The 18,706-nt window shown below is 67.4% G+C and carries 8 protein-coding genes; 6 read left to right on the top strand and 2 right to left on the bottom strand.

Annotated features, from left to right (window positions below; all coding sequences use genetic code 11):
- Positions 1 to 66 precede the first annotated feature (66 nt).
- The 3 genes from drmD to ABZ656_RS04660 all read left to right on the top strand — a co-directional run bounded on the left by drmD (position 67) and on the right by ABZ656_RS04660 (position 10,530).
- On the top strand, positions 67 to 3,288 hold the full coding sequence (gene drmD, locus ABZ656_RS04670; RefSeq protein WP_360264498.1) for a DISARM system SNF2-like helicase DrmD: 3,222 nt from the start codon (positions 67 to 69) through the stop codon (positions 3,286 to 3,288).
- Positions 3,285 to 7,604, top strand: coding sequence for a DNA methyltransferase (locus tag ABZ656_RS04665; RefSeq protein ID WP_360264495.1), 4,320 nt, complete (start codon positions 3,285 to 3,287; stop codon positions 7,602 to 7,604). Before drmD ends, ABZ656_RS04665 begins: the two co-directional genes overlap by 4 nt.
- 736 nt (positions 7,605 to 8,340) lie before the next feature.
- Positions 8,341 to 10,530 (top strand): putative dsRNA-binding protein, encoded by a 2,190-nt coding sequence (locus ABZ656_RS04660; protein ID WP_360264492.1) that lies wholly within the window; start codon positions 8,341 to 8,343, stop codon positions 10,528 to 10,530.
- A 510-nt stretch (positions 10,531 to 11,040) separates the two neighbouring features.
- Here ABZ656_RS04660 and ABZ656_RS04655 read toward each other — a convergent pair.
- Together ABZ656_RS04655 and ABZ656_RS04650 are read right to left on the bottom strand one after the other, a co-directional pair.
- A complete protein-coding gene (locus tag ABZ656_RS04655) occupies positions 11,041 to 11,253 on the bottom strand; it encodes a DUF397 domain-containing protein (protein ID WP_360264489.1) in 213 nt (70 codons plus the stop codon).
- The gene (locus ABZ656_RS04650) at positions 11,250 to 12,089 is read right to left on the bottom strand and encodes a helix-turn-helix transcriptional regulator (protein WP_360264486.1); all 840 of its coding nucleotides are present in this window, start codon (positions 12,087 to 12,089) and stop codon (positions 11,250 to 11,252) included. Before ABZ656_RS04650 ends, ABZ656_RS04655 begins: the two co-directional genes overlap by 4 nt.
- Positions 12,090 to 12,254: 165 nt before the next feature.
- Between ABZ656_RS04650 and ABZ656_RS04645 the strand changes: the two genes are divergently transcribed.
- The 3 genes from ABZ656_RS04645 to ABZ656_RS04635 all read left to right on the top strand — a co-directional run bounded on the left by ABZ656_RS04645 (position 12,255) and on the right by ABZ656_RS04635 (position 18,636).
- Entirely contained in the window at positions 12,255 to 12,728 is a 474-nt protein-coding gene (locus ABZ656_RS04645; RefSeq protein ID WP_360264483.1) for an ATP-binding protein, read from the top strand.
- A gap of 144 nt (positions 12,729 to 12,872) precedes the next feature.
- Positions 12,873 to 14,363 carry a hypothetical protein gene (locus ABZ656_RS04640; protein ID WP_360264480.1) on the top strand — a complete coding sequence of 497 codons (1,491 nt, stop codon included), beginning with the start codon at positions 12,873 to 12,875 and terminating at the stop codon, positions 14,361 to 14,363.
- 10 nt (positions 14,364 to 14,373) lie between these two features.
- On the top strand, positions 14,374 to 18,636 hold the full coding sequence (locus ABZ656_RS04635) for a hypothetical protein (protein ID WP_360264477.1): 4,263 nt from the start codon (positions 14,374 to 14,376) through the stop codon (positions 18,634 to 18,636).
- Positions 18,637 to 18,706 lie beyond the last annotated feature (70 nt).

Raw genomic sequence — 18,706 nt, 5'->3', positions numbered from 1 at the left:
GGGTGGACACCCCGTCTTGCGTAGGATTCAGGCCGTATGCCAGGCCACAGGGGAGGCGGATCACCGATGACGCAGACAGCTCACCGGGAGCGGAGCGCGGCAGCTCCGCAGGAGCGACTGCCCGGGGACGGTGAGCTCGTCGAGGTGCGAGGCCAGAGCTGGGTCGTCGCCCGTGTGGAGCCCGCCCCGCCCACCAGCGGTCGCGCCGCCACGCTCGTCCACCTCCAGTCCGTCGCTGACGGCCGGTTCGGCGACACCCTCTCTGTCATATGGGAGGTCGAGCCCGGCAGGCGCATCCTCGACCGCGGCTCCCTGCCCGATGCGTCGACCGGCCAGTACGACCCGCCGTCCCGCCTCGCCGCGTTCCTCGACGCCGTCCGCTGGTCGGCCGTCGCCTCCGCCGACGTCAAGACCCTCCAAGCGCCGTTCCGCTCCGGTGTCGCCGTCGAGCCCTACCAGCTCGAACCCGTCTCGCGTGCTGTCGGCGCCCCCCGCGTCAACCTCCTACTCGCCGACGACGTGGGCCTCGGCAAGACCATTGAGGCCGGTCTCGTCGTCCAGGAGCTACTACTGCGCGGCCGGGCCCGCCGCGTCATGGTGATCTGCCCGGCGGGCCTCACTTTGAAGTGGCGTGACGAGCTCGCTGAGAAGTTCGGCCTGGACTTCACGATCGTCGACGCCGAGCACTGCGCCCGGCTGCGCCGCACCCACGGCACCGCGGCCAACCCGTTCCGCGTCCACCCGCTCACCATCGTCTCCCTGCCGTGGCTGCGCGGCACCAAGGCGCAGCGCCTGCTCGACGAGGTCGTCCCGCCCCGCCAGGAGACGAAGGACGACGGGACCGAGCGCCGCTTCTTCGACCTGCTCGTCCTCGACGAGGCCCACCATGTGGCGCCCGCCGCGCCCAAGCAGGTGTACGCCGTCGACTCCCAGCAGACCAAGCTGATCCGGCGCCTCGTCCCGCACTTCGAGCACCGGCTCTTCCTCTCCGCCACCCCGCACAACGGCTACCCCGAGTCGTACACCGCGCTGCTGGAGCTCATCGACAACCAGAAGTTCGCCCGCGGCGTGGACCCCGACGAGCAGGCCCGCAAGGAGACCGTCGTCCGCCGCCTGAAGTCCACCATTACCAACCCCGACGGTTCCCCCCGCTTCCGCACCCGCCAGGACCCCCGCGAACTCCCCGTCGAGTACACCGACACCGAGCGCGAGATCCACGGCCTGCTGAGCAGCTTCTCCGACCTGCGCCGCAGGCGGATGACCCCGAAGGCCCGCGGCGGCCGCCGCGCCGCCGACCTCGTCACCCTCCTGCTGAAGAAGCGGCTGTTCTCCTCCCCGGCCGCCTTCCTGCACACCGTGCAGGTCTACCTCTCCCACCTGGACGACACGCGGACCCGTTCCCGCTCGGCCGCCGCCGAAGTCCCAGAGTGGCTTGAGGACTTCCCCGAACTCGTCGCCGAACTCGACGACCTGGGCCTGGCGGAGGCCGAGGACGACGCCCTCACCCGCTCCACCAGCCTCACCCCGCAGGAGGACGGCGAGGAGCTGACCCTGCTCCAGCAGATGGAGCGCTGGGCACTCACCCACGAGGCTGCCGCCGACTCCAAGGCCGACGCACTCATCCGGGAACTGAAGGCCATCTGCCGCCCCGACGGCCAGTTCTGGACCAACGAACGCGTCGTCGTCTTCACCGAGTACCGCGACACCCAGAAGTGGCTGTTCAACCTGCTCCAGCAGCAGGAACTCACCGACGGCGGCCGCGTCGCCATCCTGCACGGCGGCCTCAACACCGACGACCGCGAGCAGATCCGCCTCGGCTTCCAGGCCCACCCCGCCAGCGACGAGGGCAAGGTCCGCATCCTGCTGGCCACCGACGCCGCCAGCGAGGGCATCGACCTCCAGAACCACTGCCACCGCCTGTTCAACTACGACATCCCCTTCAACCCCAACAAACTCGAACAGCGCATCGGCCGTATCGACCGCTGGGGCCAGAAGAAGGACCCGGAGATCACCCACTTCATCGGCGCCGGCTGGGAGAAGGCCGCCGCCGGCTCCTACGAGGCCGACCTGGAGTTCCTCTCCCGCATCGCCCGCAAGATCGCCCGTACCCAAGCCGACCTGGGCTCCGTCAACGCTGTCATCGCCGACGCCGTTCAGCGCCGCATGACGGGCGACACCACCCCCGTCGACATCGACAACGCCAAGCCGAAGCAGATCGCCGGCCGCCGCACCGGCGGCACCGTGGCCTCCGAGCAGAACGTCACGGCCCAGGCCAAGCGCCTCGCCGAGCAGTACCAGGAGACCGTCGACACCCTCGGCCTCACCCCCTCCAACATCAAACGGGTCGTCGACACCGCGCTCGCCCTGGACCACCAGCAGCCCCTCACCCCGTACTACAGCGAGGACCTGGAAGGTCTCTGGACGGTCCCGCCGCTCTCCGGCACCTGGGAACGCGCCACCCGCGGCCTCGCACACAAGCTCCGCCCCGCCGAGCAGCGCCCCGTCACCTTCGACCCGGGGGTTGCTGCCCTCGGCCGCGACGACGTGGTCCTCACCCACCTCAAGCACCCGCTCGTTGCCCTCTCCACCCGCCTGCTCACCGCCGCCGTGTGGAACGCCGACACCGTCGGCCTGCACCGCGTCACCGCCGTGGTCACCGACGACCCCGCCGTCGAGACCGCACTCGTCTCCGCCTACGCCCGGTACGTCCTCGTCGGCGCCGACGGCACCCGCCTGCACGAGGAGATCCTGTACGCGGGCGGCTGGTTCGGCGACACCGGCCGCTTCCGCCGCTGGGAGTCCGTACGCACCCAGGGAGCCGTCCTCGCCCGCGCCCTCACCGACGGCGCCGAGGCAGCCCCCGACCTGCGGCACGCCTTCACCGAGGCCTGGCCCCGGCTGGAGAAGCCCCTCTACGACTCCCTCGCCGCCCGCGCCCGCGAACGCGGCACCTCCCTCGAATCGGCGCTGGCCGCCCGCCGCACGGAGGAGGAGAACCGCATCCAGGCCACCCTGGACCGCTTCGAAGCCACCCTGCGCGCCAAGCTCAAAGAAGAGGGCGACGACGACAACGAGCAGATCGCCCTCTTCGGCACCCGCGAGGTCACCACCGTCGAACAGCGCCAGTACCGCGAGGACCGGGAACGCTGGCAGGCCCGCATCGAAGGCCTCGCCACCGAACGCGAGCGCGAACTCGCCGCCATCGCAGCCCGCTACCACGAACCGCGTTCCCACCTCTTCCCCGTCGCAGTCGTCCTCGTGATCCCCGCAAAGGAAGCCAGCCGATGAGCCGCCCTGCCGCCACTTCCTTCCGTGGCTCCTCCCGCGGAGTCGCCGCCGCCAGGGCCAAGGCCATGGACGGCCGGGGCCAGCACCAGGAATGGCTCGACCTCACAGAGGTCTCCGGCCCCTTCCTGACGATGCCCGTCCTGCTCCAGGCCTGGCCCCAGCTCGACGCCCTCGACAAGGACCAGCGCACCCGACTGCGCGCCCGCCACGCCGACTGGCAGGCCGACACCACCGCCGACCGTGACGAGTGGACCGCCTACATCCTGCGCTCCCTGCTGGAGTGGGGCGACGCGCTCGCTCTGCGCCAGGGCCAGGACGAGGACCTCGCCCTGGACCGCCTCACCCTCGACGTTCCGGAGCACGGCGCCCGCGTCCGCGCCGACTTCGCCCTGACCGAGCCCGGCACCGACCTCGCCGCCGAACCGGACACCGAGTCCGCCACCAAGCGCGTACGCCTGCTCGGCATGACCGTCCCCAGCGGCACCGCACCCACCGCCCGGCCCAACTGGGGCGACGACTGGGCCGCCAGCCCCGCCGACCGCCTCGCCCGGTTGCTGCGCCACCACGACGTACCCCTCGGCCTGGTCACCGACGGCCGCTGGTGGTGCCTGGTCTGGGCACCTGTCGGCGGCGTCACGACCACCGCTGTCTTCGACGCCATCGACTGGAACGCGGCAGCCGAACGCAACGTCGTTCGCGCCTTCGTCTCCCTGCTCCGCCGCCGCCGGTTCTTCGAGTACGCGGAGTCCGAGACCCTGGTCGGACTGCTGAAGAAGAGCCTCGACGCGGGCGACGAGGTTACCGAGGCGCTGGGCATCCAGGTCCGGCAGGCGGTTGAGCTGCTCGTGGACGCCATCGGACGGGCCGACGCCCGGGCCATGGAACACGGCGTCCCAGGCCTGCGCGCGAGCGGCGTCGGGGCGAGCGAGGTCTACCGGGGCGCGGTCGCGGTCATGATGCGCGTCGTCTTCCTCCTCTTCGCCGAGGAGCGCGGCCTGCTGCCCGCCGACAACGAGGTCTACGCCCGGTCCTACTCCGCCCGCTTCCTGCGCGCGGAGCTGAAGTCCCGCGCCGACGCCGAGGGCGAACCGGCTCTGGAGCACACCACCGCCGCCTGGCACCGCCTCATCGCCCTCTTCCACGCCGTGCACGGTGGCGTCAGCCACCCGGAGTTCGAACTCCCCGCGTACGACGGCTCGATCTTCGACCCTGACACCTACTCCTGGCTGGAGCAGAGCTCCCCGCTCCTGCCGATCGACGACCGCACCGTGCTGCACATGCTCCAGTCCGTGCAGGAGGTTCGCGTCGGCACGGGCAAGCTGAAGGAGACCCGCACGCTGAGCTTCCGCGCGCTGGGCGTGGAAGAGATCGGCTACGTGTACGAGGGCCTGCTCTCGTACGACGGCCGGCGTGCTGTCGAGACGATGGTGGGCCTCATCGGCCCGGATGGCGTGGAACACGAGGTGCCGCTGCGGGACTTGGAGTCCCTGGCGGCGTCGGTCAAGGACGTCAAGTCCCTCGCGAAGAAGGTCTACGAGAAGTGGAAGGACCCCAAGCCACCAGCGAGCGCGGCGAGGCTGGAGAAGTTGCTCGCTCCGGCGAAGGACGAGGCCACCGTCCTGGAGACCCGCCGCCTGCTGCTCGCGGCCTGCCGCGACGCGGACCTGACGGAACGGCTGCTGCCGTTCTTCGGCATCGTCAGGCGGGATCTGCGGGAACTGCCGGTGGTCATCCCGGCGGGCGCGTTGTTCGTGACGGAGTCCTCGCTGAGGAAGAACACGGGCACGCACTACACGCCGCGCCGGTTGGCGGAGGAAGTTGTGCTGCACGCGCTGGAGCCGCTGGTGTACGAGCCGGGGCCGCTCCAGACGGCAGACAGGGATGCATGGGTGCCGAAGACGGCCGAGCAGATCCTTGAACTGAAGGTCGCCGATATTGCGATGGGCTCGGCGGCGTTTTTGGTGGCTGCTTGCCGGTACTTGGCGGATCGGCTCATTGAGGCGTGGGAGCGGGAAGGCCGCGAGGAGGCGGTCAAGTACCGCGCGGGAAGGGCTGTTGACGGGGTAACAGCGGCGGACGCGGAGTCCGACCCGGTGGTGATCGAGGCCCGGCGTCAGGTGATTGAGCACTGCCTGTATGGGGTGGACATCAACCCGATGGCGGTTGAGATGGCCAAGCTCTCGCTGTGGCTGGTCTCCATGGACCCGACGCGCCCGTTCACGTTCCTGGACGACCGGCTGGTGGCGGGGGACTCGCTGTTGGGGGTCACTTCGCTGGAGCAGTTGAAGGCTGTCCACTTGGACTTGGCGAAGGGTGACTTGCTCGGTGCCGACGCGGATACGGAGAGCCTCGTCGCTGCGGTCATCGCCGAAAGGCACGCCATCACGGAGATAAAGGGTGACGGCATCGAGGCCCTGGGCCAGAAGCGCGAACACCTGCGGGAGGTAAGGGAGAAGACGGCTCGGCTCAGGCTGGTGGGGGACCTCATCGCGGGGGCGGCGCTTGCTACGTGCGCCTCGGGGAGGGTGCCCTGGTACGAGGAGGAGGGCGGCGAACGGCTTCGCGACCTGTTCCCCTCGGCGGCACGTGTGGCGCGGGAAATCGTGCGGGGCTTTGTGGCGGACGACTCGATCGCAGTGGTGGAGGCTCGGCAACAAGCTGGGGAGTGGCTAGCGAGCGAGCTGCCGGAGGAGAGCTTGGAGCGGGTGCCGCTGCACTGGCCTCTGGAGTTCCCGGAAGTTTTTGTGGAGAGGGGTGGGTTTGATGCCGTTGTGGGGAATCCACCGTTTCTGGGCGGAAAGAAACTGCGTGGAGCATTCGGCGAAGCGTATAGAGAGCACCTGGTTGATCACATTGCACTCGGCAAGCGTGGTAGCGCTGATTTGGTGGCCTACTTCGCTCTGCGCGCACACAAACTACTCAATGGTGGCGGGCAAGCAGGGATCATCGCCACCAATTCACTGGCTCAGGCTGTCACGCGAGAGGTTGGACTGGAGCAGCTCGTAGATGCTGGAGTGAAGATTCGACGTGCAGTTAGAAGCGCGCGCTGGCCGTCAAAATCTGCCCAGTTGGAATACTGTGCCGTTTGGGCCACAGTCGGCCCAGTTGAAGATCAGGCAATTACAGTGCTGGACGGCATCATCGCTCCTCATGGGATTTCGTCATCCCTGAAGCCGGGCACGCGTCAGGCCTCCTGGGCGGAGGAGCTGGCCGGGAATGCTGGTCTTTCATACCAGGGATCTAATGTGCTGGGGATGGGCTTCACCCTCTCGAAAGCAGATGCCGAGTCGTGGATCGCCGAAGATTCTAAGTACTCGGAAATTCTATTTCCTTTCCTCAATGGTCAAGATGTAAATCAGCGGCTCCTTCACGAGACCGATCGGTGGATCATTAACTTCCATGACTGGGACCTCTCTAGGGCAAAGGAATATGGAAAGGCGTTTGATCGGGTCGCGCAGCTTGTTGAACCGGAGCGAAGGAAAAGCAATCGCGATGTCTATCGAGCAAGATGGTGGCAATATGCGGAAAGGCAGCCATCTCTGATTGCCGCGATTTCAGGCTTGAGTCGGTGCATCGTGATTGCGTTCAGCAGTCCCACGCAGATTCCTGTCATGTTGCAAAAACAGGCAGTGTTTTCTCACGCACTCGTAGTCCTTACGAGTGACGACTATGCACAGCTCGCTTTCAGGTCAAGCGAAGTACAATACTTGTGGACGTCAGACCGATGCTCAACAATCAAGTCAGATCTGCGCTTTACTCCAACTGCAGCTGTCAGGCCGCTGGTGCAGCCAGAAATGACACAGCAGCTCAGAGGTTTGGGTAAGAACCTTGATGAATATCGTCGGGATCTAATGCTTCGCCTCGATATATCCCTCACCGACACGTACAACCTAGTGCATGATCCTGCCTGCCAGGACGCAGGAATTGTTGAGCTTCGCCGGATCCACGAGGAGATCGATAGGGCCACCGTAGATGCGTACGGCTGGCATGACCTGCTGGATGGGACCGGCCATACCCAGCCCGCCGATCCCACCCACGAAACCTTCCCGCTCGACCACGGCTTCCACGAGACCGACCAGGGCACCCGCTACACGATCGGACTGCTCGCCCGCATCGAAATCATTGACCGGCTCCGCCAGTTGAACCACCAGGCGTACGCCGACGAGGTCTTCCTCGGCCTGCACAAGAAGCCCAAGACGTACCCCGATATGCCTTCGCCCTCTGCGAAGGCCCGCCGAAAAAAAGCAGAGCAGAAGTCGGCCTCCGCCGGATTCGATGACGGCGGGCTGTTCGCACCCGATGACGCTCTTTTCTGACAACTGACGCCCGTAAGCGGTGTCTACCGCCGGTCGTACCGTATCGGCGCGGCCTGACGCGGACACCGCGTGATCGAAGCGCTGCACTGTGGGGGGCCATGGAAATCAGCACGGCTGCACCATTCGTATCTCAGAGGAGAGACGCGCAGGGGAGGGGACGGAAGTGAACCGCTGGGTGGGAATCGTGTCGCTTCGCGATGCTCCCATGGTGACGCCGGTCCACCGGATCGCTTTAGCCATCGAGGCCGCCAACCGCCGCCGTTCGTATGTTTTCGACGGACGGGACGTACCCTATTCCCGCATACGCTCGGAGATCCGGAGCGTCGCACGGCGCTACGCCTTTCTCCAGGATTGGGAGCGTTGGAATGTGGCCACCGATGCGGTGCGGTGGTTCCACGACGGGGCGGTCTCTCCGCGCGCTCTGCCGGCGTGGCTGTCTGAAGATCTTCGACCGCGTCTGCGGCCCAGGAAACATGCTCCGGTCACCAGTGCGCCCCCGCCCCAGCGCGCTTCAAGCGCTCCTGTGCGCCGACGTACTGCTCCCGCCCTCCGCAGGCCGCAGCGTGAGGCACCTCGACCTGCGCCGAGTGCCCGTCCCCCACGGGACCTGCGCAGCATCGACGTCGTCCGGCGCCCTCTGCGTGAACTGCCGCAGGAGTGCAAGCCCATTCCGCTGAGCGCCGAGCTTGCGGACACACTGCGTCGGCACGGGATCGACGCACGCGAGGACAGTGCGTTGGCTCGCTGGCTCGCCCTCGCTTCGTGCCACAGCAGCTACTTCTACGAAAACCCGCACCTTTTCCCGGACATGAGCGATGAGACGCTGACCATGCTAGGAAAGGTCGGCGCAGCAGCAGCCGACGTGATGATTGCGGATGACTACACGAGCAAGTTCGCTCCTGATGAGCTGGGGCTTCAGAACAAGGCCATCGTCACTCTCCGCTCCCTGGTCAGGAACGAACTCGGTTCGTGGATCGCCAAGACGAAGGCCGTCCTGCTCGGACTGGGCGAGGCACAGGGAAAGGCCGCATCCGTTTCCCAGTACGTGGCGTACCAGGTGATCGGTGTGCTGGTTCTTCACGGGCACTTCGACGCGGCTCGCTTGCTGCTGCGGGCCGTGTGCCCGTCACTCCTCGACCCGCCTGCGGTCAATGCCCTGGACCCGATGACTGCGCTCCACAAGTACGTTCCCGCCCAGGAGATGCGCTGGACGTACGTCGCCGACGGTCCGCAGCACGACCAATCCTTCACCGCCACGGCCGTTGATGCCCGTGGGCGCCGGGCACGGGGCGTGGCCGCTTCCAAGAAGAAGGCCCGGAGCGCTGCCGCGGAGAGCTTCCTCGACATGTACGAGCCCCAGTGGCGCGACTCCTCCGCAGAGGGTTCCGTGCGCCAGCCGAATCCCTCCACCTACCGGTCCGCCGACAGGGAGCATGACGAGGCGGTGGCCGATCTCGAGACGATGTTCGAGCTTCCGTCGGCAAGCCGTCCCTGGCTGGCCCAAGCCCTCACCCACTCCTCGTACGCCTACGAGCACAAGGCCGAGGTCGAGGCGGCCCGCCAGCGGGACAACGCGCTCCTGGCCAACTATGGCTCATTCGTCTTCAATTTCCTTGCGGCCGAAGCGAGAGCCCGTGCTGTCCTCAGCCGGACGCTCAGCCCCGAGGATGACGAAGCTCGGATCGTCACACCGGCGAACGCCGATTGCAGGGCACTGGGACAGGCCCTGTTCCTGCGCACGGGATACCTGCTTGGCCGGGGAGAAACCTCAGGGGTAGCGGCTGAGAGCGTCGAGAACCCTGCACAGGCGGTGGCTGCCGTGGCTTGGCGGACGCACGGCTCCCGCATGCTCCTGCGGCGTCCGGAGGTCCTGGACCATTGGCTGGGCGCGCTCGACAACGCACAAGATCCGCATACCCAGCTTCAGGCTCTCTGTTCGGCCTACAGCGTCCACATCGAGGAGCAGTACAGCGAGACCGGAGCACATCACGAACGTAGCTTCTGGTGCACCTTGATCCTGCGCCAGGGGGACCGCACCTTGCGTTGGCGGGGTGCGGACGGCGGCTCGAACAAGACGCGGGCGAAGCTCCTCGCATCTCAAGAGCTCCTGGACGTCCTCGACGCTTCCCTGTCGGTTGAAGAACTCCAGTGGAGCGCCTCCGAGCGCGAGGTGCTACGTTTCCTGCTGACGGCGCAGATGAGAGCCATGTCTACGCTCAAGGCCCGAACGCGTACGAAGGCCGCAGCCAGAGGCGATCTCGGCGTGGCTTTGTTGACCACGGGGGACATCGACTCCTTCGTCGCGTGGACACGAGAGGTCGAACAGCTCGTCGGCCCGGTGCCTGAGTATGCGCGTGAGGGCATCGCAAGTTTCTACAGATCGGCATTGCGTGACGCGCGCAAGGGAACCGGCTCGGCACTCGCCCGGGCCGAACGGCTGACGGGTGGCGACAGTTCGGCCATCGCGACGACGTTCGCGGCGACGGCCGTACGACGGGCCATGAGCCAGCCGGAGACGGGCACCCTTCGTGATGTCATAGCCCGGTGGTGGCAGGAGCAGGCGCGGGCCACCCCAGTGCGGCTCAACGACGAACTAATGGATGAGGAACCGAACCTTCTGCCAGTGCAGTTGGGCGCGGTACGGGAAGTGCTGAACTGGTGCGGTGAGGCCGCAGCCTCGATCGACGGCCGTATCGACGTCGAGTTCGACGCCCGAGACGGCAAGACCCATCTGTTGGTGGCCATGCCGGGCGTCGATGTGGCCGCAACATGCAGCGCACTGAGTGACGTCCTCACCCGCACGCTTCCCTTCGTCGACTGCATGCCTGACGACGACCGTTTGTTGGTTCGGCTGACAGACATCCCCGGCACCGAGGATCTCGGTTCCTTGGCTCAGCTCGGACTTGAGGAGTACCTGTGGGCGTGAAAAGGGATTATGTGTTCTCAAACGGTATGGATTTTGTTCGTGGTGTCGGCCGATTCTTGATCGGTCTCGAATCCTGGTGTGAGCTTTGATAGTGGAGGTGTGTAATGGGATTTGGGTTTGGTGCGTCTCTAACTCTCGCTCGTGTTACTGGAGTTGCGGGAATCTATGGGGAGACCCCATCGAAGGAGGAATCGCATGGCGATCGGGCAGAATGGAAGCTCGCGGTTCAAGGGCGCCCCGATTTTTTGATTCACGACAGCAGTGTGGCAACGGGGAACGTGACATCGTAACCGCGAAGCCTCCGCAAGTGCCGCCCATGCCCAAGCCGCTTTCCCTCTTGCTCGGTAAACAGCGATCAACCGTGCCGTTCCTGAACAGGGAGGCAGGAGGCGGCATCGGCTGTGTGCTCTGATTGATCCTGGGGCTGAAGCAGGGCCGGTCTCGCTCTATGTGGTGACACACATTGTGCCGACTCTCAAGGAGGTTGGCTGGCTCTGACTTGCCGCCGTCTCAGATCGAAGTGACGCGCGCGTAGTTGGTGAACGCCGTCCACTGGGTGACAGGGAAGCTGAGTATCGGACCTGACTGGTCCTTCGAGTCACGGACGTGGACAGTGCCGGGTGCGACGGCTGCCTCGACGCAGTTCCCGCCCCCTGAGCCGCTGTAGCTGCTCTTGTACCACTTCAGCCCGACCGGCTCGCGTGCGTCAAGCTCTGCCGTCATGCTTCTCCCGCCAAACGCTCGATGAGACGCTCAGACTCTGTGACGTTCAGGGCCTGCGAGCGCAGCTTGCCATACCGAAGGCCGAAGGCGCTCACCTTTGTCGGCTCACTGACCACGACGCCAACCTCTTGTGACTCGACGTAGCCGTAGTGACGGTGCTCCAGAGTTTCGAGGTAGATGAACGCACCGTTGAGCGCTGCGCAGAAGCCCTGGTTCGCGGGCATGACCTGGATCTCGACGTTCGGCATGGCCCCGGCTTGTAGAAGGTGGTCCAGCTGCGGCCGCATGACGTCACTCCCACCGACATGATTGGTGAGCGCGGTTTCACCAATGATGAAGGAGAGCTCCGCCGTCGGAGTGCGCGTCAGCAGCTTCTGCCGATTCAGGCGGGCCTCGGCGTGCTGATCGATTGTCTCAGCGCTCAGCTGCGGACAATGACGAGAGAACAGGGCTCGCGCGTATGTCTCGGTCTGCAACAACCCAGGAATCAGGAGCGGTTCACACTCGAACCGGCTGACCGCCTCCGTCTCGATGAGGGCGAAGTCCTGAAAAAAGGACGGCAACTTGGCCAAGTCCACTTGCTCCTGCAACACCCTCAGCGCCCCACCGGCCTCCAACACCTCCTCTGCCGCCTCCGTGAACTCCGCCTTCGCCGGCCGTCGCCCCTGCTCGATGGAGGCCACCTGCTCGTACGAATAGCCGACCGCTGAGGCGAGTTCCATCTGCGTCAGCTTGGCCCGCTCGCGGAAGAGCTTGACCAGCTTTCCGTAGCCGACCCAGATGGCAGGGCGGTCGTCGTCCCGGTCGCGTCGTCTTGTGTGGCTGTTGTTCGCCATGTGCGTCACGTCCCCACGCTTCGCCGTGCCTTCGCGGACCAACGCGGCTCCCGAGCCGCGGGTCACGGGCCGCGACCCGTACCAATCCGTACCCGACCCGTACAGCGTGGTCAGGTACGCGCCTTCGCCCTGGCCAGCGTATGTGCGTGACAGGACGGTTACGGTGTGAAGCCAGAAATTGATACCCCGGCATGCGCACCCCACACCCAGGCCCCCGCCGCCTCGTACCGCGTGCAGCTCAGCTCGACCCGGCGAGGGGCCCGGCTCGCCCGGCTGCTCGCTGTGCAGCAGCTCGACGACTGGGGGATCCCCCGCGACGGCGGTACGGCGTCCACCGTGGCGGCCGTCGTCGTGGAGTTCGCCGCCAACGCCGCCACGCACGGCCGCACGCCCGGACGGGACTTTGCGCTGCGCCTGACGCTGACGTCGGAGTCGGTGCGCATCGAGGTCACCGACAGCAGGCCGGACAGGCTCCCTCCGGCACCCGGGAGGGTGCCCCAACTGCCGGGACCTGCGGAGGAGTCGGGGCGCGGCCTGCTCCTCGTGGAAGCCCTCGCCGACCGCTGGGGCACGGGACCCCGGAACCCCCACACCAAGACGCTGTGGGCCGAGGTCGACCGGTCGCTCCGTCATGGCTGACGACATCGTGGCGGCCTGTGATGGGAAGGGGAACTGCTGGCTCTGACAACCATGTTGGGCCATGCGCCGCCGCTGCCTATCGTCGGCGGTGGTGGTCCTCGGCTTTCCTGTCCTCCGCACGCGTCTGCCGGATATCGTTCCTGCATGACGTATGGGGGGAACGAGCGCACCGGCGTGTCACCTGATGTCACGCATGACGCCGTGGTCGTGGTGCCGGGAATCATGGGCAGCGCGCTGCGCGACACGACCACCGGGCGCTTGGTGTGGGGCCTGCGTGATCCTCGGTGGCTGGGCGCCTGGCTGCGCGACGACGGTATGCATCCGCTGCACCTGGACGAGGACGAGCGAGCCGGTAAGTACGGCCGGGTGGAAGCCACCGAGTTGCTGCGCTTTCCGCGCTTCCCCGCCTGGGCACCGTCCCTGAAAGGGCTGGAGCCCTACAGCGCCCTGCTCGCCGCCGTCGAGCGGACGGTCGCCGACTCGAAGGCCGTACTCGAGTTCCCGTACGACTGGCGGCTGCCCGTCGCCGTCAACGGAGAACTGCTGGCGGAAGCCGCTCACCGTCATCTGGCTCAGTGGCGCGCCAGTGACGAGCATGATCGGGAACGTCGCCGGCATCCGGACGGGCGGGAGGCCCGCCTGGTGTTCGTCGCCCATTCCATGGGCGGCCTGGTCACCCGGGCCGCCTTCGCCCACGCCGCATCGCAGGGCAGTGACCTGGCCCCCGAGACCAGGGCCGTGGTCACCCTCGGCACGCCGTTCCTCGGCTCGGTCAAGGCCGCAGTCATCCTCAACGGCGACCGCTCCAGCCGGCTGCCCGCCCGGCTGCGACGCCGGATGCAGGCCCTCTCGGCGACACTGCCCGGCGTACACGACCTGCTGCCGGACTACCGCTGCGTCGACGTGGGTGCGGACGTGCACCGCCTCGGTCCGGCCGACGTGGTGGCCGTGGGCGGCGACGCGGAACTCGCCCGTGAAGCCCAACTGTTTCAGCTGCGCATGCGTGAACAGGCGCCCGCGCTCCCAGGACACCGTGCGATCGTCGGTGTCGCGCAGCCGACGGTGCAGAGTCTGCGCCTCGACGCCGGGGTGGTGCACAAGCAGTACGTCGCGTTCGAGCGGAACGGAGACGGCGAACTGGCCCGCGACAGTGACCGCAACCCCATCCGCCGTGACCGGGCAGGCGACGGCACCGTCTACCGGGACGCGGCCCACCTCGCCTCGAACGAGCCCATAGGGCTCCCCTTGCAGCACGGCGGCCTGGCCAAGGACAGCGCCGCCATCGAGTACGTGCGAGCCGTGCTCACCGAGTACGACCACAATCTCGGTCCTGCGCTGGGAGACGGCCTCATCGGCCTGGATGTTCCCGACTACGTTGTGGCGGGCAGCCCTTGGCCGCTGCGGGTGCGTTCCGCGCCGGACTCGGGACGGCCCGCGAGCGCCGGGACCCGGTGCACCGTCCACGACGCGGCAACCGACCGGCAGATCGCGAGGGCGACTCTCCGCCGCAACGACGGTGAGCTCGGCGCTCAAGTCACCCTTCCCGCACCCGGTCTGTACCGGATCAAGGCCAAATCCGGAGGCAACGCACCCGTCACACAGCTCGTTCTGGCAGTCGATCCCGAGGACGACTGAGACGCGACCGATGATGACTGTTTCGGACGGTGGGAATGCCTCGGGGTCGCTGCAGTTCTTTCCCGTCGACATCGGTGTCTACGTTCACCACGACGACCGGGAGACGGAGCCCGAGGTGGCGGCCGTCGCCGCGCTGCTGGAACCGTTCGGCGCCCGCGTCGACCCCTGGCCGGTCCCCGCGGAGGAGCGAGATGTCGGTGCTGTCAGACAACGCCTTGAAGAGTGGTCGGCCCCCCACGTCACCGGTGACACATTTCTGTACTGGGTCGGCCATGGGTGGAGCAACGGGGGCTCCACGACGTTGCTCGCCCACGCCCTCAGCCCCGCGGAGCTGACTCAGAACGGCATCGGGCCCGAGGACCTGCTGCAGTCGCTCAAGGCACGGCAGTGTCAGGTCGACGCCGGCTGGGCCATCGTGATCATCGACGCGTGCTCCTCCAGTGACTTCGTGGACCGGATGCAATCCAAGGCCCTGGACGACGGGGAGGCACGCAACTACCTACTGGTCGCGACGGCCGCGGAGGGGAGCACCGCCCTCGGCGCCTTCCGCAGGGTGCTGACCACCGTGCTGACCGGTACATTCCGCACCAGGGACACGATCAGCTTCTACGAACTCGTCGGGGAGCTCCAGCGGAACCTGAACGGCTGTTCCATCCACATGCGTCTGGACGACGGCAGTGCCGCTTTGCACCGCACCTTCCCCACTCTGGCGGGCCGCATGCAGGCCTCCCTGGACACTGTGACCGACATCGAGAAGGTCCTCGACACACTCACGGACGACGAACGTCTCCACTTCGTCCCCAAGGCCAGTGGTGCAGAACTCGGCGAACAGAACTGGTACTTCGAAGGCCGGGAGGACGAGCGCCGCCGGATCCTCGCGTGGCTCGACAGTGCGGAACGGGGCATGCTCGTCGTCACCGGAGCGGCGGGGTCCGGGAAGTCGGCGCTTCTGGGCCATGTCGTGGTGCACTCCCGGCGCAAGGTCGCCGACATCCTGATCGAGCATCAGAAGCTGGTGCCTCTTCCCGAGGGCAGCGTCCCTCCCTACGACGTCTTCGATTCGGTGCTTCACCTGACGGGGGCGACGCCCCGGAGCGTGGTGCAGCGGATCGCCGAATCGGCCGGGCTCGGCACTCCGCCCGACGCGGCGATCGGCGAACAGTGCGCCTGGCTGGTCGATTGCTTTCGCACGGTCGACAGAGGGGTCGGCGGACAGACCCCCAGGGTCGGCGCCGGCGTCCGCTTCACGCTACTGGTCGACGCGCTCGACGAGGCACACCTGCCTCTGCTGATCGCGGAGCGGATACTCAGCCCCCTGGCGGACCTGCCCGGGGTTCGTGTCGTCGTCGGCACACGCCGGTCCACGGCCGAAGGCCCCGATCTGCCGGCATCGGAGGACGCCGACCTCATGGAGGCACTGGGAGCGGATCGGAACGGCAACCGCGAGACACTGAGCGTCACCCGCGACCCCGCGGCCATGCGCCAGTACATACGCAATCGACTGCACGCGGCACGGGCCCGGTTGGGCGTCGAACCTGCGCAGATCGACAGCACCGCGGAAGCCCTCAGCAATCTTGACCAGGAATTCCTCTACGGTCGCCTCGCCGTGCACGAGGTCATCAGCAACCCCGAGCTGGCCGCTGACCCGACCCCCCTCCTCGCCTGCGACCACCGACAGCTCTTCACCCGAGCCGTCGAGCGGCTGAGTGAACAGGCCCCCTGCAATCGCCTCCTGCTCGAAGCGCTCGCCCTGGCGCAAGGGCGCGGCCTGCCCATCGCCGACGGCGTGTGGGCAGGCGTCGCCACGGCCCTCGCCGACAGCCCTGACGTCGCCGTCACCGATGACGACATCACGGAGCTGAGGGACACGGCCGCGCCGTACCTCATGCTGGACACGGAATCGAGCCAGAGCGTGTACCGCCTGGCGCACCGGACCTTCTCCGAGCACTTCACTCGGACGGTTCCGCCTTCGGCGCACGACGACCGGCATCGCCGTATCACCGGGTACCTGGCGGGACCCCCGAACGGCCTGGTCTTGGGCCAACGACCCAACCCCTATGTCGTGCACCATCTGCCCACCCATGCCGGTCTCGCCGGACCGGACGGATGGCAGGTCCTGGCTGACCGCCCCCAACTGCTCGACCGGCTGAGCCCCTCGGCGGTCGTCGCCAGCGTCATGCTCAGAGCCCTCGGGCGGTTCGAGTTGCCTCCGGCGGTGGCGGGGGTCCTGCTCGCGTGGGAGCAGCTCGCCGCCGCGGACCCCCGGGACCGGCGAGGACTGCGGGAGCTGGCGAGCCTTCGCTGCACACCGGAGACCGTCGTGCAGCGCTTCGGCAGAAGGTCTTCCGACCCTGATTCGGCCTGGTCCGTGCGCTGGGGGCAGCTGAAGCGCCACGCACCGCACTTGCGTCTTACCGGACACACAGGCTCGGTGCAGACCGTCGTGTCGTTCAAGGACGCCTCCCAGAGACTGCTGCTGGCGTCGGGCAGTGACGACGGGACAGTGCGGATCTGGGACCCGGCACGGGGGGAAGCCGTGGGGGACCCGGTGACGCTGCACGACGGCGCCGTCCAGTCGATCGCGGCATTCGCGGGCCCGAGGGGGCGGACGCTGCTGGCCACCGGAGGCGCGGACGGCACGGTACGCATCTGGGACCCCGTCAGGGGAGAGACAGTGGGGGAGCCACTGACCGGTCACGACGACTGGGTCCACTCCGTGGCGGCGTTCGAGGACGCCGACGGGCAGACGCTGCTGGCCACGGGAGGAGGAGACGGGACGCTACGCGTCTGGGAGCCGCTGACCGGCAAGGAACTGGCGGTGGGAGGCCTGGACGAGTACGGGACGGACTGGGACCCGGACACCCGCCAGGAGACCGAAGTGCTTGTGGAGACCGGCCACGTCGGCGACGTCTACTCCGTGGTGGCGTTCGCCGGCCCGGACGACCAGAACAGGCACGTGCTCCTGGCCACCGCGGGCAACGACGGGACGGTACGGCTCTGGGACCCGGTCACGGGGGAGGAAACCACCGATCCCCTGACCGGTCACGAAGGAGCCGTCTTCTCCGTCGCGGCGTTCGAGGGGCGGGGAGGACAGACGCTGCTGGCGTCGGGAGGTGAGGACGGGACGGTACGGATCTGGAATCCGGACACCGGCAGACAGACCATGGCGCCTCTCACCGGCCACGAGGAACCGGTCCTCGCGGTGGGAACCCTGGTCGAGGCAGCCGAGGACGGTGCACGGACCCTGCTCGTCACCGCCGGCGCGGACAACAGCGTACGACTGTGGGATCCGGCCGGCGGCCAGCCGGTGACAGCGCCTCTGGCAGGCCACGAGAACTGGGTCAGGGCCGTGTCGCCGGTGCCGCCCCTGTCCGGCGCTTACCCCCTGCTGGCCACCGGCGGCGACGACTACACCCTACGGATCTGGGCACCGCTCAGCGGCCGACCGGCAGGCGTGCCTTTCCACGAACCTGCGACGATCACGCGGACGGTGACGTCCTTCAGCGGCGAGGAGGAACAGACCCTGATCGCCGCCGTGGACGCCGACGCGGTGCTGCGCGTGTTCGACCCGGCCGAGGGCGAGCAGGTCGACGAGCTAGGGACCGAACACGACGGTGACGTCCTCGCGGTGACCGCGATCCGAGTCGTCCAGGACGACGATGAAGGGCTTGTCTTCGCCACGGGTGGTGAGGACGGAGTGGTGCGGTTGTGGGATCCGGGTACCGGCGCGATGACCGGTGAGGTGGTGACGGATCACGCCGGTGGTGTGCGGGCGCTGTCGGCGTTCGTCGGACTCGGTGGGCGGTCGTTTCTGGCCACGGGTGGTGAGGACGGAGTGGTGCGGTTGTGGGATCCGGTTACCGGTGCGAAGACCGGTGAGGTGGTGACGGATCACGCCGGTGGTGTGCGGGCGCTGTCGGCGTTCGTCGGACTCGGTGGGCAGTCCCTCCTCGCCACGTGCGGTGAGGACGGGGTCGTGCGACTGTGGAACGTCATGACCGGCCAGGCGGTGGGGGAGCCGTTCGCCCATCCCGGTGTGACCGCCGTGGAGTCGTGCCGGATCCCGGGCCACGAAGCCATGCTTGCCACGGGTGATGGCGACGGGACCGTCCGGTTCTGGGACTGTGAGACGGGAGCCGAGGCGCTGAGGATTCCCCTGGGGCTTCGCATACACGATGCCGCCCATGTCGACGGAGATCTGGTCCTGGCCACGGCGGAAGGCCTGTTGCAGGTGAGCATCGAAGCGGCGTCCAACCTGGCCGGCAAGTTCTGAGCCGTGCTCGCCGCCCACCCTGGACACTGTCACGCACGACCGTTACGCCAGGGGGGACTACCGCGACAAG

It is taken from the genome of Streptomyces sp. NPDC007095 (genome assembly GCF_040634475.1).
Taxonomy (GTDB): domain Bacteria; phylum Actinomycetota; class Actinomycetes; order Streptomycetales; family Streptomycetaceae; genus Streptomyces.
This window is presented reverse-complemented; position numbering and strand designations above follow the sequence as displayed.

Excerpts from the sequence above, each read along its gene's own strand:
- ABZ656_RS04665 (WP_360264495.1), top strand. The coding sequence starts at position 3,285 with ATGAGCCGCCCTGCCGCCACTTCCTTCCGTGGCTCCTCCCGCGGAGTC.
- ABZ656_RS04655 (WP_360264489.1), bottom strand. The coding sequence starts at position 11,253 with ATGACGGCAGAGCTTGACGCACGCGAGCCGGTCGGGCTGAAGTGGTAC.
- drmD (WP_360264498.1), top strand. The coding sequence starts at position 67 with ATGACGCAGACAGCTCACCGGGAGCGGAGCGCGGCAGCTCCGCAGGAG.
- ABZ656_RS04635 (WP_360264477.1), top strand. The coding sequence starts at position 14,374 with ATGATGACTGTTTCGGACGGTGGGAATGCCTCGGGGTCGCTGCAGTTC.
- ABZ656_RS04640 (WP_360264480.1), top strand. The coding sequence starts at position 12,873 with ATGACGTATGGGGGGAACGAGCGCACCGGCGTGTCACCTGATGTCACG.
- ABZ656_RS04650 (WP_360264486.1), bottom strand. The coding sequence starts at position 12,089 with ATGGCGAACAACAGCCACACAAGACGACGCGACCGGGACGACGACCGC.